25 protein-coding genes are annotated in these 25,087 nt (G+C 44.2%); 14 read left to right on the top strand and 11 right to left on the bottom strand.

The window, feature by feature from the left end; all coding sequences use genetic code 11:
• Positions 1-154 precede the first annotated feature (154 nt).
• A complete protein-coding gene (locus J3492_RS05725) occupies positions 155-1,096 on the top strand; it encodes a D-2-hydroxyacid dehydrogenase (RefSeq protein WP_207990800.1) in 942 nt (313 codons plus the stop codon).
• A 48-nt stretch (positions 1,097-1,144) separates the two neighbouring features.
• On the opposite strand, the gene J3492_RS05720 is transcribed toward J3492_RS05725, so the two are convergent.
• A complete protein-coding gene (locus J3492_RS05720; RefSeq protein ID WP_207990798.1) occupies positions 1,145-1,858 on the bottom strand; it encodes an RluA family pseudouridine synthase in 714 nt (237 codons plus the stop codon).
• A gap of 397 nt (positions 1,859-2,255) precedes the next feature.
• Here J3492_RS05720 and trxA point away from each other — a divergent pair, with 397 nt between their 5' ends.
• From trxA to J3492_RS05705, 3 genes are all read left to right on the top strand, one after another.
• The gene (gene trxA, locus J3492_RS05715) at positions 2,256-2,582 is read left to right on the top strand and encodes a thioredoxin (protein WP_207990796.1); all 327 of its coding nucleotides are present in this window, start codon (positions 2,256-2,258) and stop codon (positions 2,580-2,582) included.
• A gap of 531 nt (positions 2,583-3,113) precedes the next feature.
• Entirely contained in the window at positions 3,114-4,382 is a 1,269-nt protein-coding gene (gene rho, locus J3492_RS05710; protein WP_207990794.1) for a transcription termination factor Rho, read from the top strand.
• A gap of 447 nt (positions 4,383-4,829) precedes the next feature.
• Positions 4,830-5,084: a hypothetical protein gene (locus J3492_RS05705; protein ID WP_207990791.1), complete on the top strand. Its 255-nt coding sequence runs from the start codon at positions 4,830-4,832 to the stop codon at positions 5,082-5,084.
• A 130-nt stretch (positions 5,085-5,214) separates the two neighbouring features.
• On the opposite strand, the gene ypfJ is transcribed toward J3492_RS05705, so the two are convergent.
• Positions 5,215-6,102 carry a KPN_02809 family neutral zinc metallopeptidase gene (gene ypfJ / locus J3492_RS05700; RefSeq protein ID WP_207990789.1) on the bottom strand — a complete coding sequence of 296 codons (888 nt, stop codon included), beginning with the start codon at positions 6,100-6,102 and terminating at the stop codon, positions 5,215-5,217.
• 635 nt (positions 6,103-6,737) lie between these two features.
• Here ypfJ and J3492_RS05695 point away from each other — a divergent pair.
• A complete protein-coding gene (locus tag J3492_RS05695) occupies positions 6,738-7,106 on the top strand; it encodes a hypothetical protein (protein ID WP_207990787.1) in 369 nt (122 codons plus the stop codon).
• Positions 7,107-7,301: 195 nt separating this feature from the next.
• Here the strand turns inward: J3492_RS05695 and J3492_RS05690 are convergent, their stop codons facing one another.
• The 5 genes from J3492_RS05690 to rpmI all read right to left on the bottom strand — a co-directional run bounded on the left by J3492_RS05690 (position 7,302) and on the right by rpmI (position 12,364).
• A complete protein-coding gene (locus J3492_RS05690) occupies positions 7,302-7,601 on the bottom strand; it encodes an integration host factor subunit alpha (RefSeq protein WP_207990785.1) in 300 nt (99 codons plus the stop codon).
• 273 nt (positions 7,602-7,874) lie between these two features.
• Positions 7,875-10,277 (bottom strand): phenylalanine--tRNA ligase subunit beta, encoded by a 2,403-nt coding sequence (gene pheT, locus J3492_RS05685; RefSeq protein WP_207990783.1) that lies wholly within the window; start codon positions 10,275-10,277, stop codon positions 7,875-7,877.
• A gap of 56 nt (positions 10,278-10,333) precedes the next feature.
• Positions 10,334-11,389 carry a phenylalanine--tRNA ligase subunit alpha gene (pheS, locus tag J3492_RS05680; RefSeq protein ID WP_207990781.1) on the bottom strand — a complete coding sequence of 352 codons (1,056 nt, stop codon included), beginning with the start codon at positions 11,387-11,389 and terminating at the stop codon, positions 10,334-10,336.
• Between the two features lie 303 nt (positions 11,390-11,692).
• A complete protein-coding gene (rplT, locus tag J3492_RS05675) occupies positions 11,693-12,049 on the bottom strand; it encodes a 50S ribosomal protein L20 (RefSeq protein ID WP_207990779.1) in 357 nt (118 codons plus the stop codon).
• A gap of 117 nt (positions 12,050-12,166) precedes the next feature.
• Positions 12,167-12,364, bottom strand: coding sequence for a 50S ribosomal protein L35 (rpmI, locus tag J3492_RS05670; RefSeq protein WP_207990777.1), 198 nt, complete (start codon positions 12,362-12,364; stop codon positions 12,167-12,169).
• A gap of 537 nt (positions 12,365-12,901) precedes the next feature.
• Between rpmI and J3492_RS05665 the strand changes: the two genes are divergently transcribed.
• From J3492_RS05665 to J3492_RS05635, 7 genes are all read left to right on the top strand, one after another.
• Positions 12,902-13,330: an acyl-CoA thioesterase family protein gene (locus J3492_RS05665; protein WP_207990775.1), complete on the top strand. Its 429-nt coding sequence runs from the start codon at positions 12,902-12,904 to the stop codon at positions 13,328-13,330.
• A gap of 222 nt (positions 13,331-13,552) precedes the next feature.
• A complete protein-coding gene (hisIE, locus tag J3492_RS05660; protein ID WP_207990773.1) occupies positions 13,553-14,404 on the top strand; it encodes a bifunctional phosphoribosyl-AMP cyclohydrolase/phosphoribosyl-ATP diphosphatase HisIE in 852 nt (283 codons plus the stop codon).
• 221 nt (positions 14,405-14,625) lie between these two features.
• Complete coding sequence (gene tatA, locus J3492_RS05655; protein ID WP_207990771.1) at positions 14,626-14,874, top strand: Sec-independent protein translocase subunit TatA; 249 nt, start codon at positions 14,626-14,628, stop codon at positions 14,872-14,874.
• Positions 14,875-14,933: 59 nt separating this feature from the next.
• The gene (gene tatB / locus J3492_RS05650; RefSeq protein ID WP_207990769.1) at positions 14,934-15,683 is read left to right on the top strand and encodes a Sec-independent protein translocase protein TatB; all 750 of its coding nucleotides are present in this window, start codon (positions 14,934-14,936) and stop codon (positions 15,681-15,683) included.
• A 92-nt stretch (positions 15,684-15,775) separates the two neighbouring features.
• Complete coding sequence (gene tatC, locus J3492_RS05645) at positions 15,776-16,516, top strand: twin-arginine translocase subunit TatC (RefSeq protein WP_424108389.1); 741 nt, start codon at positions 15,776-15,778, stop codon at positions 16,514-16,516.
• Positions 16,517-16,612: 96 nt separating this feature from the next.
• Complete coding sequence (locus J3492_RS05640) at positions 16,613-18,109, top strand: UvrD-helicase domain-containing protein (protein ID WP_207990765.1); 1,497 nt, start codon at positions 16,613-16,615, stop codon at positions 18,107-18,109.
• Positions 18,110-18,173: 64 nt separating this feature from the next.
• Positions 18,174-19,217 (top strand): tRNA dihydrouridine synthase, encoded by a 1,044-nt coding sequence (locus tag J3492_RS05635; RefSeq protein ID WP_207990763.1) that lies wholly within the window; start codon positions 18,174-18,176, stop codon positions 19,215-19,217.
• 117 nt (positions 19,218-19,334) lie between these two features.
• Here the strand turns inward: J3492_RS05635 and J3492_RS05630 are convergent, their stop codons facing one another.
• Both J3492_RS05630 and J3492_RS05625 read right to left on the bottom strand, forming a co-directional pair.
• A complete protein-coding gene (locus J3492_RS05630; protein ID WP_207990761.1) occupies positions 19,335-19,760 on the bottom strand; it encodes an MAPEG family protein in 426 nt (141 codons plus the stop codon).
• A 14-nt stretch (positions 19,761-19,774) separates the two neighbouring features.
• Positions 19,775-20,188 (bottom strand): OsmC family protein, encoded by a 414-nt coding sequence (locus J3492_RS05625; protein ID WP_207990759.1) that lies wholly within the window; start codon positions 20,186-20,188, stop codon positions 19,775-19,777.
• Positions 20,189-20,512: 324 nt separating this feature from the next.
• Between J3492_RS05625 and J3492_RS05620 the strand changes: the two genes are divergently transcribed.
• A complete protein-coding gene (locus J3492_RS05620; RefSeq protein WP_207990757.1) occupies positions 20,513-21,034 on the top strand; it encodes an RNA pyrophosphohydrolase in 522 nt (173 codons plus the stop codon).
• Between the two features lie 217 nt (positions 21,035-21,251).
• Here the strand turns inward: J3492_RS05620 and J3492_RS05615 are convergent, their stop codons facing one another.
• Together J3492_RS05615 and J3492_RS05610 are read right to left on the bottom strand one after the other, a co-directional pair.
• Complete coding sequence (locus tag J3492_RS05615; protein ID WP_207990755.1) at positions 21,252-22,067, bottom strand: NRDE family protein; 816 nt, start codon at positions 22,065-22,067, stop codon at positions 21,252-21,254.
• Positions 22,068-22,270: 203 nt separating this feature from the next.
• Positions 22,271-23,941 carry a DUF4139 domain-containing protein gene (locus tag J3492_RS05610; protein WP_243453125.1) on the bottom strand — a complete coding sequence of 557 codons (1,671 nt, stop codon included), beginning with the start codon at positions 23,939-23,941 and terminating at the stop codon, positions 22,271-22,273.
• Between the two features lie 223 nt (positions 23,942-24,164).
• Between J3492_RS05610 and lgt the strand changes: the two genes are divergently transcribed.
• Positions 24,165-25,049 (top strand): prolipoprotein diacylglyceryl transferase, encoded by an 885-nt coding sequence (gene lgt, locus J3492_RS05605; RefSeq protein ID WP_207990753.1) that lies wholly within the window; start codon positions 24,165-24,167, stop codon positions 25,047-25,049.
• Positions 25,050-25,087: the final 38 nt, after the last annotated feature.

The raw sequence follows: 25,087 nt of genomic DNA, 5'->3' as shown, positions 1-25,087 counted from the left end.
CTCACATTGGGTATTGATAAAAAGCTCACTCTGTTTCTATATGGCCAAAGCCACCTCCTCTACCTTCTATATTAGCCTTCGCTTATTTTTTGTTTTTCAGCAAAGCATGCTACATTGATAACGCATTAGTCATACAAAACAATAGGGAACAAATATGCAAGCTGTTTTTTTAGATAGAGGCACATTTTCAGAAGGCGTAGACTTGCCCGCGCCTACCGGTATCACGGACTATATCACCTATGACGACACGGTTTCAGATCCAGAGATCATCATAGCACGCTGCAAAGACGCTGAGATTATCATTGCCAACAAAGTAAAAATCACAGCCGAGGTCATCAGTCGTCTACCTAACCTGAAGCTCATTCAATTAACAGCGACAGGGATGGATAATGTCGACCAAGAGGCCTGCGACAAACATGGCGTCACTCTTTATAATGTCGCAGGTTATGCAGTAAAAAGCGTGCCTGAACATACTTTTTTACTCATGCTCAACGCCATGCGGGCAGGACTGTATTATCATAATAAAGTCGTTGATGGCAGCTGGCACAGTGATGGTAACTTCTGCTTGCTGGATATTCCGCTGATAGATTTAGAAGACAAAACTCTCGGCATTATTGGTGTTGGCACTATTGGTAAAAGGGTCACTGAAATCGCTCAAGCCTTTGGTATGACAGTTCTTTGGGCAGACCATCAAGGACGAGAGCCACGTAATGAGGACTACACCGCATTTGACGAGGTACTTGCCCAATCAGACGTGATCAGCCTACATTGTCCATTGACCGAGCAAACCCAGCACCTTATCAATCAAGATACGCTGGCCAAAATGACGAAACAGCCATTACTTGTTAACGTCGCCCGTGGCGGTATCGTCGACAGTCAAGCTTTAGCTGAGGCGGTCCATAACGAACAAATTCTTGGCTACGCTAGCGATGTCTTTGAGCAAGAGCCTATCGTGGCTGATGACCCCTTGCTCACCCTCAAAGACCACCCTCGGGTTATCTTTAGCCCACATAATGCTTGGGGCAGCAAGAGCGCTCAAGAAACCTTGTGGCAAATCCTAAGCAAACAGGTCGCTGACTTCATCCATCAGCAGTAAAGCCTCACCCCTTATTGGAAATACAAACGTCTTTTAAGGGGCTAGCGACTAAAACGGTACTGGACTCTCCCAGTCCATCCACGCACCCAATGTTGGGTGCTTCAGTCTGAGTTGCTGCGCATGCAGATTCAGTCGTGGTGATATCTCTAGTGCGGCGCCTTCAGCATAGATAGGATCGCCAATGATCACATGGCCTACATGTAGCATATGGACGCGTAGCTGATGACTACGCCCAGTGACAGGTTTAAGCGCCACACGTGTCACTGTTTGTCCATGGCAGTCTTCATAACCCAATACTTCATATAGTGTAAGGGCGTTTTTTTTCCAATCGTGATCAACGATATGGCGTGGCTTGGTGGTCGGCTCATAACGCACAGGCACTGATATTTTACCCGTCGCCCCTAGCGTCTCCCATTGACCAAAAACCCGTGCTTGGTATGTTTTTTGTGGTAAGCGCTCGATGAACTGCTTACTGATATTGCTTTGGGCGGCTGCATTTTTGGCAAATATAAGCAGTCCAGAGGTATCCATATCTAAGCGATGGATAAGCTTGACCTTTGGATTGGCACGCTCAAGTCGTGCGAGCAAGCTGACCTTTAGCGTCTTACCATCAACACTTAACAGCCCAGCAGGCTTATCAACGACCCAAATATCATCATCCTCGTATACGGTAATTGCTTGTGCGAAGTCTTGAAAAAAACGGGCGGGATACGTGGCTTCTTGTTGATTGAGTTCACTCATGATCTCATCGGTAATGGGCATAACAATACACTACTTATATTAATGGATTAAAACTTACATTGAGAGTCAGTTGAAGCAAATAAGAATGGCTGGGTTAAGAGTGACAGAGCGCTACCAAAGCGTTCATCTCTTCAACAGTGTCAGTATGATTGACCACCTTTTTGCTTAGCTGCTTCTTTTTGACGACTATTGTGACTTCATGTTGCGATTTATTGTACTTATATCAATTGTTAAACATTTTAACTGGTTAGCGACTACCAACCTTCGGTAAACATGGTAATATAATGACATATTTTTACCTATACTTGACTTTTTTGGTTGCAAGTTATTGAGTATTAAAAGCATTGCATGTTTGAGCTTAATTGCCCATCAACGACTTGCAGAAAATCATACAACACGAGAATAAGAGAGAAATACTATGTCAGACCTTATTGTAAATACCACCGATGCTAACTTTGACCAAGATGTCTTACAGTCAGATGTGCCTGTTTTAGTAGACTTTTGGGCTGCTTGGTGTGGTCCTTGTAAGGCTATTGCGCCTATTCTAGAAGATTTAGCCACCGACTACCAAGACAAAGTTAAGATTGTTAAAGTAGATGTGGATAATAACCCACAAGCGGCGAGTCGTTTTGGTATTCGCAACATTCCAACCCTGTTCGTATTCAAAGATGGTGAAAAAGTCGACTCAGTGATGGGGCTACAGCCAAAAGCTGAGCTGGCTAAAGTTTTGGACAAGCATCTATAAGCCATTTATAGTGAGTGTCAAACTTCTAAGTAGCAAAGGCAGCACCCACTAAGGGTACGAAAAGCGTCAAATTGGCCATTATCTGTACAGGATGATGGCTTTTTTATGATTATTTCAGTAAAAAACTGAATTATGCAACTTTTTTCTTAATAATTATTGACAAGTCTGGCGTGAAAACCGTATAGTCTGCTGACAAGAGAAACATAACCGTTTTCCTAAGCGTCTTGTCGCTATTCTCCCCGTGTTTATCAATACAAAACACAATTGTTAATTTTGAAAAAACTAATAAACACTATTACTGATACTGAGTTCTTATCGTAAGCTCTTATGTAGCCATCTTTATTATCTTCATTTTTTGTCATCCTGCTAATACACTGAGCAGTCGATGATAATCTGATGCATAAAAACATATGCTAGATATGACTCAACTCTGCGCACACATCCTATCGATACACTATCGTTATTTAATCACTGTCATAGGTTGTGCTGCTAATAGCATCTCTCGCCCGATAAATTGCCAATGACCTATCTATGAACTTAACTGAATTAAAGAAAAAATCTGTTGCCGAGCTGTTGGCTATCGCCAAACAAATGGGTCTTGATAATATGGCTCGTAGCCGTAAACAAGACATTATCTTTGCGATCCTAAAAACCCATGCCCGTAACGGTGAAGCCATTTATGGTGATGGTGTCCTTGAGGTGCTACCCGATGGCTTTGGTTTTTTACGCTCATCTGAAGGCTCATACCTTGCAGGCCCTGACGACATTTATGTCAGTCCCAGCCAGATCAGACGCTTTAGCCTAAAGACTGGTGACAGTATCGCTGGCACCATTCGACCACCAAAAGATTCTGAGCGCTACTTTGCGCTATTGAAGGTCGGTGAAATCAACTTTGATACGCCAGATCGCTCACGTCATAAGCTTATCTTTGAAAACCTAACCCCTTTATTTCCAACTGAGCAGCTCAAGCTTGAGCTTGGCAATGGGACTACTGAGGACTTGACCGGCCGTATTATCGACTTGATTGCTCCTATTGGTAAAGGTCAGCGCTCTATCATCGTGGCACCGCCAAAAGCGGGTAAAACGGTCTTGCTTCAATCTATCGCCCAGTCGATTACTCGCAACAACCCTGAATGCTACCTCATCGTTCTATTGATTGATGAGCGTCCAGAAGAAGTGACCGAAATGGAACGCACTGTTCGTGGCGAAGTGGTTGCCTCTACCTTTGATGAGCCACCGCAGCGTCATGTACAGGTTGCGGATATGGTGATCGAAAAAGCCAAACGCTTGGTTGAACATAAACAAGATGTGGTTATTTTACTTGACTCTATCACTCGTCTGGCCCGCGCTTATAACACCGTCATTCCGTCTTCTGGTAAAGTGTTGACCGGTGGTCTTGATGCCAATGCGTTAGAGCGTCCAAAGCGCTTTTTTGGTGCGGCACGTAATGTTGAAGAAGGTGGCAGTTTGACCATTATCTCAACGGCACTTATCGATACTGGTAGCAAGATGGACAGCGTGATTTTTGAAGAATTTAAAGGTACTGGTAACCAAGAGATTACCCTTGAGCGTGACTTGGCAGAAAAACGTGTCTTCCCTGCAATTAATATCAAAAAATCCGGTACCCGCCGTGAAGAGCGTCTACTAGATGAAGATACTTTGCGTAAGGTGTGGATTTTGCGTAAGCTACTACAACCTATGGATGGCGTTCAGGCGACTGAGTTTTTGCTCGATCGTCTCAAAGAAGCCAAAACCAATGATGAGTTCTTTGAACAAATGAAACGTAAGTCACAAAGCTAAGGCGTATCAGCCATTTATTTTATCGTTAAAAAGATCGCTGTGATGCGGTCTTTTTTATTATTTAAGACCAGCTAAAACCGTTAGCTTATTATCACTCTAAACACAAGAGTACCAAGGCCTGAACCAACCAATTGACTGCAAAAGAAACAGCAGAGAAACATCCTTTACAAGCCATTGCAAAGCTTAGCGTTTCTACTACCACTGGTAATATGGAATAGGGTACTCTTAAGCTTAGTATGAAAATACGTCAAAAACCAACGTTATTTATATGATATAAAGTTTCCAAATTTGCTAAAGCTAAATTACCCATTCATTATTGAATGAAACAATATATGTATGCTATGTTGGATTTATAGTCAATGTTTTTAGTCTAATGCTTAGCGCTTTTTCTAAACTCAGTGCTAATAGAATATTTTAAGATAAACCAGATAATTTAAAGGTGATGACATGAAATTTGCTAAAACTTTTGCAATGACTGCTATTGCAAGCTCTGCTCTTATTATGACAGGTTGTAACTCGACTGGTGGCTATGGTTATAATACTGGCCTTAGCAATACCGCAAAAGGTACGGCTGCTGGTGCTGCTGCTGGTGCCCTTATTAGAAGTGGTGGCAACAGCAAAGACATCGCCCGTGGTGCGCTAGCTGGTGCTGCTGTTGGTGGTGCTGGTGCTTATATCCTTGACAATAGTAAAAACAACTAAGTTGCTCGACTTTAAGCTTTTGTCTGTATTTACACATAACACGTAAGCGTTAATGCAAAAGGCCTGCAATTAGATTGCAGGCCTTTTGTTTATCTACCGTTTAGCCAATACTGGCTATCGTAGAGCTTACTCATAGTGCGCCACTAAAAGTATCACAAGACTGGACATTGCCACTATTAAGACCACGGGTAAACCAATTGACCCGCTGCTGACTGGTACCATGCGTAAAATTATCAGGTACTACTGCACCGCCACTTGCACGCGCCAAACGGTCATCACCAATTTGACTGGCAGCATTAAGGGCTTCATCTATATCCCCTGGCTCCAAAAACTGCACACGTTGCTGATTACGGTTTGCCCATACTCCTGCAAAACAGTCTGCTTGCAACTCTTGTAATACCGACAGCTTATTGGCTTGTACTTTGCTTACTTGGCGACTGGCTTCATTCACTTGTTGTGTGATACCTAGTAACGTCTGTACATGGTGGCCTACTTCATGCGAAATAACATAAGCTTGTGCAAAGTCACCCGCCCTACCTTGATTCTCTATATCACCAGAGCCTTGCCTATCTGCGGTAATGCCGAGGTTTTGGCGCATCTCAGAAAAAAACGAAGTGTCAAGATAAATTGTTTGATCACCTGGACAATAAAAAGGCCCTGTTGCAGAAGTCGCACTACCACAAGCTGAGGTGACTTGGCCATTAAACAGAACTAACGAAGGATCTTTATAGGTTTGTCCCCCTTCATTAAATATTTGCTGCCATACCTCTTCTGTATCAGCCAGTACAACCTTTACAAACTGAGTATCACGATCGTCACTTGTCGCAGGTTCAGTTGAGGTACTGCTACTGCCGCCTGTCACGACTTGTCCTGTTTGTAAGGCCGTCATGGGGTTAACGCCAAATACCAACCATAAAATACCGGCAATAATGATACCGCCGATACCACCACCGATCATTTTACCACCACCGCTACTGGTACGTACGTTGGAGCTCCCTCTTCTACCGCGCCATTTCATCGTGTCTTCCTCATTTGTTCAATCTAGGTTTTCAATTTGGTTTTTAACTATAGTGATTTATTTCAATGAGTTTAATAAAGGTTAACGATACATTTGATTATAAAAAAATAATATCGTAATAGTTCTCATTAATTTTTGTTACATTATACAAATCCATTTGCCCATCTATAGATAACCATTTTTTATGATTAAAATAACTCGCTATCAAATTAATAAGCTTGAGTTGTATCTGAAGCTATATAGAGTATATTAGTAACATTTATATTTCTCTTTATAATCATAATGATACCTTATTTTTTAAATAATATTGATTATCATGTTTGTTATCATTACCATAGCACACTACCCACTCTAGAGTTTAGGCGTTAGTCTATCGTTCAACGATACTGTCATTGATTATACGCAAGACCATTGCTTAAGTTGTATAAAAACTTATAGCAAAATGAAATCTGCAAAGTTTGTTTACTGTTTTATTGTTACTTAATTGTACATCCCTCTTCCTATTCAAAAAGAAAACATATAGAATGCGTGCAAGCTGAGTAGCTGTGATTGAGGCCTGTTGATATTCTAAGACATTTGGAATACCTAGCCTTCAAGATAAGTTACTGATCATTTCATTTTCTGGAGAATATACTATGAAACTTAGAACACTTGCTCTTGCCGGTATTATGACTGCTTCTATGGGTTTAGTTGCTTGCGATAGCAGCACTGAAAACGCTGCGGAAGACTTATCTGACGCACAAGAAGAAGTACAAGACGCACAAGAAGAGTTAAACGAAGCTGCTGCTGCTGAAGGCGAAGTTGTTTCTGCTGACGCTGTAGAAGCTGTAGAAGCTGCAGAGGCGGACATCGCTGAAGCACAAGCTGCTACTGCCACTGACGAGATGGATGCTGAAGTGCCTGTCGACGGTGAAGCAACGACTAGCATGGACGTGGCGAGCGAAACTGATACAGCTGTCACTGAAGCCGATACTGTAGTTGTTGAAGAAGAGCCTGTTCAGTAATTTTTATTGCTCATGCAATAAACTTATACTGTATAAAAAAAGAGAGCTTAACGGCTCTCTTTTTTATTTGTCTTAACTTGTCTCTTATAGACCCTATAATAGGGTTTATATATTTATACAGAACGCTTTGCTGGCATACGCTAAGTAAAATCCCACTAGAAACAACCGACTCAATGAGCTCACGTATAAAGTCATCTAGTCACTAAACAAACGCTCTTCAACTTTTTGACGAAACTTTTGGCCCGTTTTGAAGGTCACCACACGCCGAGCAGAAACTGCCACCGGTTCCCCTGTTTTTGGGTTACGGCCTGGGCGGCTGTTCTTATCTTTCAGCTCAAAGTTACCAAATCCTGAAAGCTTGACCTCTTTACCTTCGATTAAGCTTTCTGATAACTCATCAAAAAAGTTTTCAACCAGACAGCGGCTATCTTGTCGTGTTAGATTAAGTCGACTCATCAAATGCTCGATCATGTCAGACTTGGTTAAGGTGCTCACAGTACGACTCCTATGCTATGTCGTGATGCTGGGTATAGCAGTTTATATGTTACGACTGCTGTAATGTCATTGCCATTCCACTGCTTTTAGTATGATAAAACAATAGAGTGGCAATATTACGTTAATACTATAATCGACTAACGAGATGATTAGCCTATAGATCAAGTAGGGTTATTATAAAGGGTTTTGTTGCGTTTTTAATAGACGTTTAAATAAAACCCTTTATAAATAAGCGTTTAGCTGTTTTGCTCAAAGGAGCAGACGAAGGCTCAACTAACTGTCACGCAATTGGGCAGCATGCTGCGTCTTCAATGCTTGCACTACCTTATCAGTCACAGCCTTCACCGCTTCGTCCGATAGGGTTTGCGTACTGTCTTGCCATATCAGTGCAAACGCAAGAGAGCGCTGACCTGTTGGAACCTTATCGCCTTGATAAACGTCAAACAGCCATACATCAGTCAGGAGCTCACCAGCTGCCGTACGTATCGTCTCTTGTAGAGTTTGTAGGCTAATATCGCTGTCCACTAAGATAGCGATATCACGGCGCACTTGCGGGAATTTACTCGGTGTGATGATGTCATGCTGTTCACGTGCTAGGTGAATTAGCGGAGCAAGTGACAGCTGCGCTACCCAAGTGGTAGGCAGGTCTAACTGCTTGGCGGTCGTTGGGTGCAGCTGCCCCAGCCAACCAACATACTGATCATCAATATATAGCTTGGCACTTTGACCAGGATGCAAAAAAGCAAGGTCGCTACGCTCGTAGCGAATACGCGCATCAGCAACTTGTGCAGGTAAGAGCTGCTCGACATCGTGCTTTAGATCATAAAAATCTACTGCACGGTTTTGGTAGGCCTGCTCATCCCAAACATCCCCAACTGCGACTATAGCAATGCTTGGTGTCTGTACCAAATCTTTGATACTCTGACCGACAAAGCTAAGACCTGTCTCAAAAAAGCGCACACGTGCTTGCTGTCGATTGAGGTTGTACTGTACACAAGGTAATAAGCTTGATAACAAGGTCCGGCGCATAACTGCTAGATCACTAGAGATAGGATTGGCAAGTTTTAGTACTTCTCCTAGTGCCTCATCATCGAGTAAAGCTTCTAGCTTTGCATCACTAAAGCTAAAACTGATCGCTTCCATATAGCCAATATTGACCAACGCAAGCTTCATCTCATGAGTCAAGTCTGCTGTATCGTCATAATCCATGCTGACTTGTAAGTGTGGTAAGACGCTAGGGATATTATCATAACCATAAATACGAGCGATCTCTTCAATTAAGTCTTCAGGAATACTCATATCAAAGCGATAAGATGGCGGCGTACAGATCAGGCTATCGGCTTGTTGCTCAACCTCAAAGCCCAGTTGGGTTAAGATACGCACCATAACTGCTGGCTCAATCTCAATACCGATAACCTCCCCGACCTTGCTGATAGGCAGAGTAATCGGTGCACGAGTTGGCAAACTATCTTGGTTCTCAACTTTTATGACTTGCCCTGCTTGTGAGCCTGTCACACCAGTAATCAAGTCACGAGCTCGAGCTAATGCCAGTGCTGGTAATTCAAAGTCTACGCCACGCTCAAAACGCTGTGAAGCATCGGTGTGCAGACCGAAACGACGGGCACGTGCCGCAATAGCAAGTGGGTTAAAAAAAGCACTCTCTAACAGGATGTTGGTGGTGCTGTCGGTGACACTACTGCGCTTACCGCCCATAATTCCAGCAAGCGCCAGTGCACCTTTATCATCGGCAATAACCAGCTCATCACCCGTTAAAGTAATCGTTTGTTCATTGAGCAAAGTGATGGTTTCTTGTGGCTGAGCCAAACGTACCACGATATCACCTTCGATGGTATCAGCATCAAAGGCATGTAATGGCTGACCCAATTCCATCAATATATAGTTGGTCACATCGACTAAGAAGTTGTGTGAGCGTAGCCCAGACTGGACCAAGGCATCCGCCATCCACTTTGGCGTATCGATATTACGATCTATATTGCTGATCGACTGTAACAAGTAGCGGGGACAAGCCTCAACGGCACTAACAGTGACTGTTGGTGTGCTGCTTTTGTCGCTGGCAACATTAGTCGCTATGTCTGGTTGCTGCATCGGCAAGTCATTGATGACTGATATCTCACGGGCAATACCACGCACACTAAAGCAATCGCCACGGTTTGGCGTAATAGAGATGTCTAGTATTTGATTGTCTAGGCCTAAATAGTCACGAATATCTGTACCAACCGGTGCGTCTGCTGGCAGCTCAAGTAGACCATCGATATCGTCAACCAGGTCGATCTCTGAGGCGCCACAGAGCATACCATGAGAAGCCACACCACGTAGCTTACTTTTCTTGATCTTAAATCCAGCTTTATCATCAGCAGGCAAGACTGCACCGACGGTAGCCACGGGTGCTTTCATACCGACATAGACGTTAGGAGCACCGCATACAATCTGGAGAGGTTCAGCCGCACCAATATTTACTTGAGTCACACGTAGCTTATCAGCATCTGGATGCTGCTCGACACTGATGACCTCACCGACGACCACACCACTAAAGCTGCGTGCCACCGCAAAACGGTCATCAACCTCTAAACCTGCCATGGTCAACTGTTCGGCCAATTGCTCACTGGTGTTGTTGGGGTTCACCCATTGACGTAGCCATTGTTCGCTAATTTTCATAAATATCTCGGGTCAAATTTTTATAATAAATATCTTAAATAATGGATAACAGTAAGCTAGCCAAACTGCTTTAAAAAGCGCACATCGTTTTGAAAGAACAGTCGCAAATCATCGATGCCATAATACAGCATTGCAAAGCGCTCAATACCCATCCCAAACGCAAAGCCAGTGTATTTGCTAGCATCAATACCGCAGTTGGTCAGCACTTGTGGATGTACCATACCGCAGCCCATGACCTCAAGCCATTTGCCATTATCATCTAAAATATCAACTTCAGCGGATGGCTCGGTAAACGGAAAAAATGAGGGACGAAAGCGTACTGTCAGAGTTTTAGCAAAAAACGCTTCTAAAAACTCACTAATCAGACCTTTTAATTCAGCAAAGGTGCTCGATTCAGTGACCATCAGTCCTTCTAGCTGATGGAACATCGGTGAGTGAGTCTGGTCCGAATCATTGCGATAGACACGACCTGGACAGATAATACGAATTGGTGGCGCATTTTTTTCCATCGTGCGGATTTGCACAGGACTGGTGTGCGTGCGTAATAGATAATGTGCATCAAAATAAAACGTATCATGCATAGCACGTGCTGGATGATGGGATGGAATGTTGAGCGCTTCAAAATTATAGTAGTCACTCTCAACTTCAGGACCAGTAGCGACATTAAAACCTGCTTGCACAAAGTACTGCTGCATACGCTGCGTCACCATCGTCACTGGATGTAAGTGTCCTTTTTGTCCCCCACGAGCAGGCAAAGTCACATCTATACGCTCACTTTCGAGCTTTGCATTTAGCGCTGCTATTTCTAGCTGCTGTTGTTGCTCAGTCAAAGCGTCTTGAATGCGGCTACGCACCCCGTGCAACCAACCACCGTAGGTCTTTTTATCATCAGCACTAAGCTTACCCATTTGCTTCGACCAGCCAGTTAGCGAGCTCTTTTTGCCCGTTAGCTGTACGCGCAAGCTTTGTAACGCTTGAGCATCGGTCACTTGGCGCACTAAGCTTTCAGCAGCGCTAGCAAAGTCGTTTAGCTGGGCTTCACTCAACTCACTGAGCTCTGAGGATAGGGTCGGTAATACCGACAAATCATTGGTAGCAGCAGGGGTAGTCATAAGACGCATCATTCCAGATTTAAACAGAGTATTAATTGTAAGGATTTGACCAAATATTGCAAACGATTTACCTAGCCTGTCTTGCTGACAGGTCAGATTAAAGTTCGTTGATTATTCAAATATTAGAGCTGTCGCATTACGTATCAAAAATCAATACATAAGGTGATTCAAAATAAACCACATAAAAAAAGCCACCGACGTGCGGTAGCTTTTATTAATATAGCTGCTATTAATAAATATTAATTCAGCTCTTCTAAATCTCAAGAAAAAAGTACGCTTGAGTGGTGGAAGAGCGACTAATATTTAGGCCAATTCCGCTTTTGCTTTTTCGACCAATACGCCAAAAGTAGCAGCATCATGCATAGCGATGTCAGCTAGAACACGACGATCGATTTCGATGTTGGCTTTCTTTAGACCATTAATAAAGCGGCTATAGCTTAAACCATTTAAACGTGCACCGGCATTAATACGAGCGATCCAAAGACGACGGAAAGTACGTTTTTTGTTGCGACGGTCACGATAAGCATACTGACCTGCTTTAGTGACTGCCTGAACGGCTACACGATAAACACGTGAACGGGCACCGTAGTAGCCTTTTGCACGCTTTAAGATTTTTTTGTGACGGCGATTTGCCTGTACACCACGTTTTACACGGGCCATAAATTACTCCAAGATTTTGTTAATCACTATAAATCGAATGATGATGTCAAAAACAATAGACATCTTTATCAGCTTGCGAAGTCAAAGATCTTTATAAAAAAAGATGACGTTACGCCATTAGATGTATGGGCACATACGACGAACTGCTGCTTCGTCAGACTTGTGTACCATCTTCAGGCCACGTAACTGACGAATACGCTTAGGTGATTTCTTGGTCAAGATATGGCTCTTGAACGCTTGCTTACGCTTGAAGCCGTTTGCTGTTTTTTTGAAGCGTTTAGCGGCACCGCTTCTGGTTTTCATCTTAACTTTCATGATGACTTGCCTCTTTGTCTTTGTTGTCATCCTTACGCTACAAAAAGTAACAGTCAAGCTGACAGATAAAGTAGAACCTGGTCGTCAAGTATAAAATTCAAACTAATGAACTACTTGCCTCGAGGTGGGAGGCGCTATTCTAGCAGAAGTACGCCAGTATTGCCAAGCAAAGTTTTACGCTACTGTTAATGTTGAGACTGAGCAACCATGTTGAGTTGCTACAACTTTTGTTTTTTGCTGCTAAGCGATTCAGTAAGCATTTGTAGCTATTTTCTCATAAACCCTGAGACAAAACACAGATTAACAACCATGCTTAGCTCTTAATCTATATACTAAAGCCGTTAATCCGAATATAATTATCCTCTATCTCGAAAACACTCAGCCGTCAGTCCATAATAGATAATTATAGGCATTTAAAACAATCAAATATGTTATACGACCGCTCATCCCCAAATTGATTGAATGTGTGTCTGAGCTATGTTTTATTGAAAACAACCTGAGTGCAAACAGCCAAACCACAAAGTGGAGGAGAGAAAATTGAAAGCTCAAGAGCTAGATTTTGACGATGGACTATTTGTCTTTGAAACTGTGATGCGTGTACGTAATAATGAGATTGATATCAGTCAGCATTTAACGTTAGAATCTTTAACAGCACTGTTAACAGAAGCAGAGATAAGGTTTTTATACTCTAAAGGCATTAAAGATGTCAACGCAGACTTTCAGATATTGACAGTGACCAACTCACAATTGGAGGTTGTCAATCGTGTAGGAGCACGCGAAGACTTATTATTTGAGTTAGGGGTAGAGCAGCTGACTGATGATGAGGTTGATATCGCCATCAAAGTCACTCGTATGTATGATGGTACATCGGTCGCAAAAGCACGTTTACAGCTCAATCTCTATGATTATCGTTTAAATAAGATCGTAGCATTGAACAAACGTATTAAAGAGGCATTAGGTGGATAACTGCTCAATCTAATGCCTCCAGTAGCGCTACTTATAACTCTAAGAAAATAGCGCTAAAAAACTGTCATACTTACCATGTACAACACGCAACTCCTGCCCTAGCCTAATGTCATCCAACCTGCACACGCTAAAAAACCGCTTGTGATTGCTATCTTATTCTCTTTATAGGTATTATCTTCTTATCTCTTCTCTCTCATTTCACCTTTACTAAGATGACAAATTATGACCGTTCCTGCTTGGCTAGCTGCTGTAAACTTTAATACCGATGGGCTGATTCCTGCAATTGCACAAGACCACCACTCTGGACGCATCCTCATGATGGCTTGGATGAATGCTGAGGCATTACAATTGACAGCAAAAACACAGACTGCTGTTTATTTTTCCCGCTCACGCAACAAACTTTGGCATAAAGGAGAATCATCAGGCCATACCCAGCAAGTCCATGATATCCGCATCGACTGTGATACTGACGTGATTGTCCTGAGCGTGACTCAAATGGGCGGTATTGCCTGTCATACGGGGCGGCAGTCTTGCTTTTATCAGCGTTTGGACTTATCAGGTCAAGAGCCCAGCTGGCAAACAGTCGATGCCGTACTAAAAGACCCTGCCGATATTTATAACTCTGCTCATAGCACTGGCAACTCTGATTTTGATACATCTTCCACTATTAAAGACCAGCTGCAAAGCAATCAGGATGACTCTGGCTCTGATGCTTACAGTACAACTGTCCTCTCCCAGCTGGATCAGGTGCTAGCAGAGCGCAAGCAAGCCGATGCTGACAGCTCCTACGTCGCCAGTCTATACGCCAAAGGTCTCAATAAGATATTAGAAAAAGTTGGCGAAGAAAGCACAGAAAGCATCATTGCGGCCAAAGACTTTGCCAATTGTGATGAAAACACCGATAAAACACACTATGATGAAGCGCGTCATGAGCTGATCTATGAGGTGGCCGATGTCTGGTTCCATACCTTGGTTGGCCTGGCATGGTTTGACATAGAGTCAGAAGCGGTGCTCAATGAGCTTGGTCGGCGCTTTGGACTCTCAGGTATCGACGAAAAGGCAGCTCGAGAATAAGTGGCGTGGTAAACCTTGCGTGCGACATCGTAAAATAAGCACTTACTGTGTTTGATTATGATCACTTTCACCTTTTTGTCACAAGGGCAGGTTATAATGTCAGTCTTTTTAACTTCGCATCCTACGTCTATATTTTTTATTTTTTTGTGTAATAGATCAATACCCTATAAAATAAAAGCATTCATGTAGATGTATTGAAACTAAGACATAAGGATACCGTTATGGGCAGTTTTTCCATTACTCATTGGCTAATTTTATTGGTTGTGGTGGTTATCGTGTTTGGTACTTCCAAGCTTAAAAATGCTGGCAAGGACTTAGGCGGTGCTGTTAAAGGTTTTAAAGACGCTGTCAAAGACGAAGAGACAGAGCATGCTCGTAAGCATCGTGTGTTAGACCATGATGCCGATACGCCGACCAAAGATACCAAAACCCATAGCAGTAATAAGGCTGATGACAAGCATCAAGTATAGATAGCGCTGCGTGGCCAACACGCTGTTGAATGGCTTACTAATAAATATATTGGACAATTATGTTTGATATCGGGTTTTCCGAATTACTCTTGTTCGGCGTTATCGCTTTGATCGTACTGGGGCCAGAAAAAATGCCACAGGCGGCTCGTACAGCTGGACAGTGGTACGCTAAAATGCGCCGTATGGTATCTACGCTACAGTCTGAAATAGAAGCTGAGCTCGATTTGGCTGAAACTCGCCAGCAAATGCAAGACGAGATTGCCAAAATCCGTGAAACTGAAGCAGAAATGAAACGTGAAATGGCTGAGATGCGTGGTAGCATGCACGAATTTGAGCAGTCACAAAACCAAAGCTTAAATACCATGTTTCAGTCTGGCTCCACTACCAGCCAAGGCGAGCAAAACGCTGATAGGCAAGAACCTTCGGCCGCAACGCCCAACCTCACTAAGCAAACCCCTGCAGAGTTTTCTTATGATTACCAAAGCCACGCCAGCTCTGCAGCACCATCTACGACTGACGACAATGAGCACCTACAACTAGATGAAAATGGTGCTGCCATCGATCCTACTCAAGCCAAAACCACCTTTGATGACTCGGCGGCACCTGCATCCCCCACTGTTACTAATATTGTCACCAAACCTTGGGAAAACATGTGGTTTCGACTGGGCAGCTATGACAAAGCCCGTCGTCTGCCGCCAGCACCGTATTTACCCAACTATCAGGCTGATATTTTATTGTATACTCAAGCAAATGCTTCAAATCACCACGCTCAAAGTGGCCATGCCGCAGCTAATGAGGTGGATAAGTGAGTTTGTTTAAGTGGAAAAAAAGCCGACAAGAAAAAGTCGCCAGTATGAACAATATCCCTGACGGTGATAACAAATCCAACTCGCTGGCAGATATGCCGATTACTGAGCATTTAATTGAGTTACGTGCTCATTTGATTAAAATATTTGCTGCCGTTTTGGTCATATTTTTAGCGTTAGTTGGGTTTTCACGCGAGCTTTATGACTTTTTGTCTGACCCGCTGGTCGCACAGCTGCCTGCCAACTCGACCATGATAGCGACGGATATCACCTCAAACTTTATGGCGCCCATACGCTTGACGATATTCGTCGCCGCCTTTATCGCTATGCCTTATATCCTGTACCAAATATGGTCATTTGTCGCACCCGGACTGTACAAGAAAGAAAAGAAAGTGGCTGTCCCTGTCTTATTGTCATCGATAGTGCTGTTTTATACTGGTGTTGCCTTTGCCTACTTTGTGGTACTACAAGGGGTGCTGAAATTTTTTATTATGTTTGCGCCCCAAAACGTGCTACCGATGACCGATATCGACAGCTATTTGAGCTTTTCCTTAAAGCTCTTTATGGTGTTTGGGCTGACCTTCGAGATTCCTGTCATTACCTTGCTATTGATATTGGCCCGAATTGTCTCCATTGAAAGCTTAGAAGACAAACGGCGCTATATCATAGTCGGCTGCTTTGCTATCGCTGCAGTAGTCACTCCGCCTGATGGTGTGTCGATGTTAATGCTGGCGTTTCCGATGTGGTTGTTGTTTGAGCTGGGTCTGTTTTTGGCAAAGCTGTTGATTAAAGAAGATACAGCGCCCGACTCTGATACGCTGGTAGACAACCAATAACGTAACCACTCATCAATAGAGTATTCGCAACAACTGGCCATTGTTTAAGCAATGGCTTTTTTTACCCCCGCCACTTTTATTTTAGGTAGCTTCCTTATGTCTGCATCTATGCCAGCTTATATGAGCCATCCCACCGATGAGCAGTTAAATGCGCTCAATATGGCTATGGATCGAAAGTCATTTAAAGTGGTGGCTTACGCAGGCGCTGGTAAAACCACCACGCTAAAGCTGATAGGTGAGCGCTTGCGTGGACGTGGTTTGTATTTGGCATTTAATAAAGGCATCGCCACTGATGCTCGAGCAAAGTTCCCGCCTCATGTGGACTGCCGCACCTTTCATTCGTTGGCTTACCGCCACGTTGCTCGTGATATCACTGCCAAGCTATCATTGCCTCGTTTTTCTCCTAAGCGTCTTGGAGACGACCTAGGCTTACAGCCTGTACAAGTGCGGCGGCAAATGGATGGAGTCAATAAATACATTACCTTGACGCCTGCAAGGCTCTCCCGCTTTGTCAGTGATGCCGTCAGTAACTTTTGTAGCACACATGCCAGTTATCCAGCCCCCAGACATCTGCTGTTTCCAAGCTGGCTTGATGAGTCAGACGCAGAGCAGCTGCGTGAGATGCTCTACCCTGCTGTTGAGCAGCGCTGGCTGCAATCTATAGACGCACGTCATCCTGCTGGTATCGGTCATGATATCTATCTAAAGCTCTGGGCGTTATCTAAGCCGAGTATTCCTGCCGACTTTATCTTGTTTGATGAAGCGCAAGACGCTGACCCTTTAATGATGGGGATTTTGACTCAGCAATCTAGGCAAGTGATATATGTGGGTGACGCCCACCAACAGATATACGAGTGGCGCGGTGCCGTCAATGCGATGAAAAAGCTGCCATTACCACAGACCCTATTGACCCAATCCTTTCGCTTCGGTGAGCCAATAGCTGAGGTTGCAAACACGCTGTTAAAAGCATTGCAAGAAGAGGTCCCACTCAAAGGCAACCCTAATAAGCAATCATCGATCGAAAAAGGCATGGTACACAGTAAAAAAGACGCCATTCTATGCCGAACCAATGCCGCCGCAATGGCGCAACTCTTGACTGGGCTCAAGCTTGGTCACCGAGTTGCCTTGCAGGCGGATACCGACCGCATGCTGAAATTCTGTCAAGCAGCTGAGAACCTTAAAAACGGCAAGTCTGCTTATGGCGTGCCTGAACTGGCATATTTTTATAACTGGGGTGATGTACAAGAATACTCGGAAACTTCCGAAGGTAGCGACCTCAAAACCTTGGTCAAGCTCGTCGATGATCACGGTACTAAGGTTTTGAGCCAAGCCGTCAATAGCCTGACACGCATCGATAATGCTGACTACGTTATCTCAACCGCACATAAAGCTAAAGGGCTAGAGTGGGGCCGAGTGCAATTGGATGATGATTTTTATTACGACATCACAACCAATGGCATTAAGATCAGTCCTGAGGAACTGCGACTGCTTTATGTCGCCTGTACCCGGGCCAAATCTAATTTGGACATTCATAACATTCAAGATTTAATATCGGGATTACAGACAGGAAAAAAGGTGATTTATGGGTCTTAACATCTCTGCTATCTACTGCCGAACCCTTTACGCCACACCACTTTATAATGATAACTAGCCGCTCATGAATAATGATACTCAGCAAGCTCAGCTTTTAGGGCAACACCCTCATATACAGCAGCTGTTTGCGCACTCTGTGCGTCTGCTCGCCCCAATGGAAGGCTTGACCGATCCTCTCATGAGACAAATTTTGACCCAGATCGCAACGGACTTAGGTCGTCCTTATGATTGGTCTGTCAGTGAGTTTATACGGGTGACTCAAACGCTGCTGCCTGCGCATGTCTTTTATAAATATGTGCCAGAGCTGCATCATGATGCCAAGACTGCGTCGGGCACACCAATTCATATTCAGCTGCTGGGTAGTGATGCTCAGCTTATGGCAGAAAATGCGGCTTATGCCTGTGAGCTTGGCGCCCCTGCTATCGACATTAACTTTGGCTGTCCTGCCAAGACCGTCAACAGCCACCGTGGTGGTTCTGTCTTGCTCGATGAACCCGCCGCCATGTACGAGATTATCAGTAAGGTGCGCTGTGCCGTGCCGGCTCATATCCCAGTATCAGCAAAGATTCGCTTGGGTTATACCGATACCAGTCGGATAGATGACATTCGGCAGGCGATTGCTGATAGTGGCGCTGATTGGTTGACCATCCATGCTCGCACCAAAACCCAAGGCTATAAACCGCCCGCCTATTGGGATAAGATTCAACACTTTAATACGCTCGATATACCCGTCATTGCTAATGGTGAGATATGGAACAGTGAGCAGGCACAGCAATGTATGGTTCAGTCAGGCTGTAAACATTTGATGCTAGGGCGTGGTGCAGTGACCCGTCCAGATTTGATTGTTCAGGTTGATGACTTAAATAAAAAACCTGCAGCCGAGCAAGGTTCAGTAGAGCTGCCCTGGCAAGATCTGGTGACGCATCAGATTAAGTTTTTGGAAGGTCAAGCCAAAAATGATGTCGTGCTGGTCGGTCGCTATAAACAATGGCTTGGCATGCTAACCAAAGGTTATAGCGAGGCACAGTCATTATGGGAGAGTGTAAAACGAGAAAAGAACAAATCAGCGATCATTACTGCCTTGCAGCATACCGTAACGCTATCTTGATAAGCTTATAAGACAGTAAGGATAATCAGTCCAACTAGAAATATTTATACCAGTTTCGCATTATTAAATAACGTATCCATCTTATTTAGTATCGACTATAGTAGAGCGGTTATGCTATTAGGTACTCATGCGCAGCGCCAAATAAAACAACATGAAGCAGCACGCCATGGAAAGCACCCATAAGATCGAACGAAATATCGACAGATTAATAATATAAGCGATGCCATAGCCAATCCGGATAAAGACATATAACCAAGCCAAATTATTAATGATCGACTGGGGCACAAAAAACAGCATCGCCAGCAGTACAGCCACCAAAAACACAGGCAGAGTCTCAAAGCTGTTTTGTTGAGCAGCATTGGCTCGAGCCGCTTTGCCTGTAAGCCTTGCTAATGCATCTCTAGGATGGGCATTATCTGCTAACTGGAAACCACCAAACATCTTTGCCAGCATGGCAAACACAAACGGTAGTATGCTAGCCGCTAACATCGCCCAAATGGCGGCGGCTGCAGTATCAGGAATAAACCCAAAGAGTGTACTCATCAGTGTCTTAACCCCTACCCTGCAATGACTTCAAAATCATGGGTCACATTGACCCCGCCTTCTACAAGCATGCGACTGGCCGAGCAGTATTTTTCTGCCGACAGTCTGATCGCACGCTCAACCTGCTTATCAGCGATGTCAGAACCTGTCACGACAAAATGCATATGAATATCGGTATATACTGCCGGTACCGTCTCTGCACGCTGAGCTGTCATCTCGCAGCGTACATCAGTCACCGCTTGCCGTGATTTTTGTAAAATAGCCACCACATCATAGCTGGCACAGCCACCAAGCCCCAGCAGTATCAGCTCCATAGGGCTTGCGCCTTTTTCTTTATCTGCATCAATCTGTACATTATGACCTGATGGTGCCACACCCATAAAGGCTTTGTCTTCTTGCCATGTCACACTTGCTTTTAATTCTGCCATTTTACTGTCCTTTTTATAATACCAAATTCTTCTTAGTGTAACATAAGGCAAAAACGACTACAGCTTGCTATTACAAATGCAGCCGTTTCTCATTTTTTCACCATGCCTAAAACCACCTTTCTAAACCATTGATTTATAACATTTATATTTGTGAAACAATTTATAGCAAAATAGAGTTACACATTTTGCTTGTTTCTTGGTTTAATAATGGTAATGAATCTTGTTTTAAAATCGTATCGATAACGGCCACCTTATAATAACTATGACTGCTGTTGCTTTATATTTTATGACAAGCTATTTTTAAACAAATTAAAAGGGTAAGTCATGATAGATGCAGACGGCTTTCGCGCCAATGTCGGCATCATCTTGGCAAATACACAAGGGCAAGTACTGTGGGCGAAACGTGTTGGTCACAACGCTTGGCAGTTTCCTCAAGGCGGTATCGACCGCGGGGAGACACCAATGGATGCGATGTATCGCGAACTCTGGGAGGAGGTCGGGTTATATCCTCGTCACGTCGACTTATTGGCAGTCACCCAAGACTGGCTGCGTTATCGTCTGCCAAAGCGCTATGTGCGTCATGGCCAGTATCCTCTGTGTATTGGGCAAAAACAAAAGTGGTTTTTGCTACGCTTAGATGAGCCAAACACACAACACATTCGCTTTGATGCGGGTAAACCTGAATTTGATCACTGGCAATGGGTCAGCTACTGGTATCCTCTTGGACAAGTGATTCATTTTAAACGAGGGGTATACCGTCGGGCTCTACAAGAGCTGGCACGAGAACTGCCTCTCAAGCAAGAGCTTATTATCCCCGAGCAAAACAATCATTTATTGATGGAATAAACGCTCACTTAAATAAAAAATGCTCGCTACAGTATCTGAACCATCAGATATTATAGCGGGCGTTTTTTATACTCACTTTTCTGTTCAGCATACATTGACACACTCCCATCACCTAAAGAGGTGGCGGCTTCTTAGCTTGCGTAGGCTGTAGCTTGTGTTATTTTTATATTCATTCTTAAAATGAAGACACGCCCTAATGTGAGTTTTTCAAAATACTTTAATTGCTGCGAGCAATATTGTTGGTCTCACGGCTAATCAAATGCGCCTTTATTCCTGACTCTTCTTTATGATGCAACGTTAAAATGCTTTGCGTACGTGTGCCATAAGTGGGCATGCTTTGTGCTGTAGCCCCAAAAGCGATAGGCTCGATATAGATAGATGATAGCGCTTGCTCCACATCAGCCCCCATACCCGTGTCGGGCAGTCTGTCTGCTGGTGCGGCATTGGTGTCGGATAGCACATTAAAAGCCGCATCTTGCCAATAGTGCAAACGATTATCCTCACTTATCAATGGCAGGACTTCTTGGCGTAGCCGACCACGCAGCTTATCTGTTTTAAACCAACTGTCATCTGGCTGACCATTCGAAAGCACGTGTAACCCGGCATATAATGGTGTGGGCGCATGACCACGGTTATTGACGATGACCGCTTGTTGACTGTCACCAACAATCAGGTTAAATCCAGCGTAGTCTTGCAAATCAATCTGCCGTGCAAACGCCAATGGGCTGAGCTCACTGGTCAAAAAGCCAGTAACCAACTCGCCACGTGAGCGCTCATCTTCTCGTGCCTGTATGCCGTCACGAAAGTTTAGGACCGCTGCCCAGCGTCCGTTTTGTTCATAAACGCCTTGATGCTGGTGCTGGTGAATACCCAACCAAGTGCCACCACTTTGGCTATCACGTCCAGCATAAATGGGCTGGTCTGCCCACTGATGCAACCGCTCGGTTGGACGCTGCAAAAACTCGTCACGGTTAGATAACAATACCAGTGGCAACTCATCAAATAGCTGCCAAGCGATGGCGACAATACACATAAAGCTCCTTACTTATCTAATGATTTAATGGTCTAGGGCGTGTCCTCATTTTAAAAATGGTGATAAAAATGAGATAAATTGCCGTCAGACAAGGAAAATAATGCAGGTAATATCAGGATATTGCCCAGTTATTTGACGCTGTATGACAAAATTTAGCTATTTTTAGCCCATTTAGATATTATCGTTCAGATTGAGGACACGCCCTAATTAATGGCCAGTTTTTTACTGGCAGGATAGCTCACCTGAGAGGTAGACTTTATGACTTTTGATTGTTTACTTGGCAGCTCAAACTCCCATGCGACCATGCCTTGATTGTCATTCCAGTCGCGCTCAGTCACTGGCGGCGTATGCGTGACGGTCACTTTAAGATCGTCATCACGGCTAACAGGCTCACTGCCCAACACTTGCAAACGTATATTTCGATTGTGTTGGTTGGTAAACTGATAAGCTTGAGTTTTGGTCAGCGTTTGCGTGCGATTAAATGCGCCTTTATCACCTTGTTTATCTTCATCTGTGATTTGTTTTACAATCGTATTGGAGTCAATACCGAAGCCAATACCCTGCTCTTTTAGGGTCTGATAACGGTATCGTGATTGGCCAATATAATTGCCATCACGGTAGAGCTGTAGCGAACCATCGACCCAAGCTGGAGTCAAGAATGGTGCAGATGCGTACCAATAACCAGCGGTTTCCACACTGGGCGTACTACGAATCCACAGCTTGCTGTTGCCAGACTGCTCATCAATGACCGTACGCACATGCCTACCATCACTTGGGATACTGACCCGCTGCGGTAGCTTGTACTCTATAATGCCGTTTTTGTTTTGACTGCTCACGGTAAAACTAGGCAGCGGTGCTCCAGTTGGTGCAAGGGCTGCATCGCCATAGCTGTCCCTTGCAGAGACGATTACTGGAGCAGCTTCCATCATGGGCTGTGTACTCTTGGCCAGCCTTCGTTGATCCTCTTCATATAATGACAGACGCTCTACATTGGGCAGACGACCGCTGGTGTTTTGGTTGGGATTGACCGAGCTGAGGGTCAAGGGGACATTAAGCCAATTCTCCCCTGTCTGCTGGGCAATAATGGCCGATGCGGTAATATTGAGCTGCTCAGTCGTGGTATTCAGACGTGCTTGATAAGTCGGTTCCCAACCAGCACCACGCACTTGATAATGCAGCTTGATAGAGCTTGGTATACGGCTAGCGGTACGCACACTCACCTGTGTCACGCTATTACGGGTCGACGTCGCACTTCCTGCCATCAGCTGATTTAGCGTCTCTTGCGCACGAGCTTGACGCTGCTGAATATCTAGAATTCTTTTATTAATGCTGGCCGCTTGTGTTTCTATAGCACGTGCATTATTGGCCAACGTGCTATCTGTATTGATCTGCGTAACCTTCGTTAAATTTTGCAGATACGCTTTTGCCAGACGGACGGCTTCTAACTCAGCGTTGATATCGGCTAAAGTCGCTTGCTGCTGTTGCACATTGGCATCGCCTTGATACTGACACTGCGCAGCGTGCTCACCGCTTAGCGTCTCGATACTGACTTCACCCACATTGACACCATTGGCTGCTTGTACGCTCAAGCTGTCTTTATCAAGATAAGGCGACAAGCAAGAAAACACCAGCGTCTGCTCACCACTGCCACTTATAGGTAACGCGCGAGTGACACTGGCCAAACCTTGATAGATAGTCACTTGCTCGATACTACTATTGGCTGCATACGCAGGAGTCATACTAAAAGCAACTAGGCTAAATAAGCTCAGCGGTGCCAGCGTTTTTTTTGATACTCGCCTACTAGACTGAAGTTGCACTGAACGCTGCTGATCTGTCAAAGCGGCTGCCTTGAACCATTGAGGCTGCATAATCATTCCTTAACCTTATTATTAATCCATTACGGCGTATTCGATAGTCGTTATGCTAAGTATGTCGTAAAGCTTTATGTATCTTAGCGGGTTTTTGGTCAATACTCTAGATAATAACCATGCTGTCAGATAAGTCATGACGAGTGCTCATTCAAGTAATCTAGTATGCCTAAGTGGCTATTTTTGCTATCATAGTCAGCACTTTATTGTCACTATTTATGATGCCATTATGATGACTCACCCTCAGTATGACCCCGTGGCGCTGTCCTTGGGCCCAGTAGAAGTGCACTGGTACGGCTTAATGTATTTATTGGCTTTTGCCGCCGCTTATGGTCTAGCATGGTATCGCAGCAGCAAGCGTGATAGTTGGTCAACCGACATGGTCTCTGACTTAGTGTTTTATGGTGCGCTTGGCGTCATTTTAGGTGGCCGTGTTGGTTATGTATTGTTTTATCAATTTGGTGAGCTGTTACAAAACCCAGCCTATCTTCTCAAGGTTTGGGAAGGGGGCATGTCATTCCATGGTGGTTTTTTGGGCGTGATGCTCGGCATGTGGTTCTTTGCTCGCAAGTACAAAAAGAGTGCGTTTGAAGTATTTGATTTCGTGGTACCGTGTGTCCCAACTGGCTTGCTGTTTGGTCGTATCGGCAACTACATTAATGGTGAGCTGTGGGGCCGAGTATCTGACGGTGGTTATAACTGGCTCAATTACTTTCCGCAAGCTGCCGCCTTTGATATGCAACAGCTGCAAGCCAACCCAGCTTTGCAAGAGCTGATGATTGAGGTAAATGGTCAGTATTTATTGCCACGTCACCCGTCACAGTTATATGAAGCCTTTGCCGAAGGCTTTTTATTATTTATCTTCCTTTGGTGGTACTCGTCCAAGCCACGTCCTCGTATGGCAGCGACTGCTATATTTTTACTAGGATATGGTATCAGCCGCTTTATCATTGAGTTTTTCCGTCAGCCAGATGCCGACCAAGGATTTGTGTTATTAGGCTGGATGACCAAAGGCCAAATACTCAGCGCTCCGATGATTATCGTTGGCTTTATCCTGCTAATTTATGCTTATAAACGTGGCATCTATGACTGGGGTAAGCAAGCGGCTTATTAATTTATCCAATGAAATTAGTTTTTATTTAAGTTGAATGT

It is taken from the genome of Psychrobacter coccoides, from assembly GCF_017498085.1.
GTDB lineage: Bacteria > Pseudomonadota > Gammaproteobacteria > Pseudomonadales > Moraxellaceae > Psychrobacter > Psychrobacter coccoides.
This window is presented reverse-complemented; position numbering and strand designations above follow the sequence as displayed.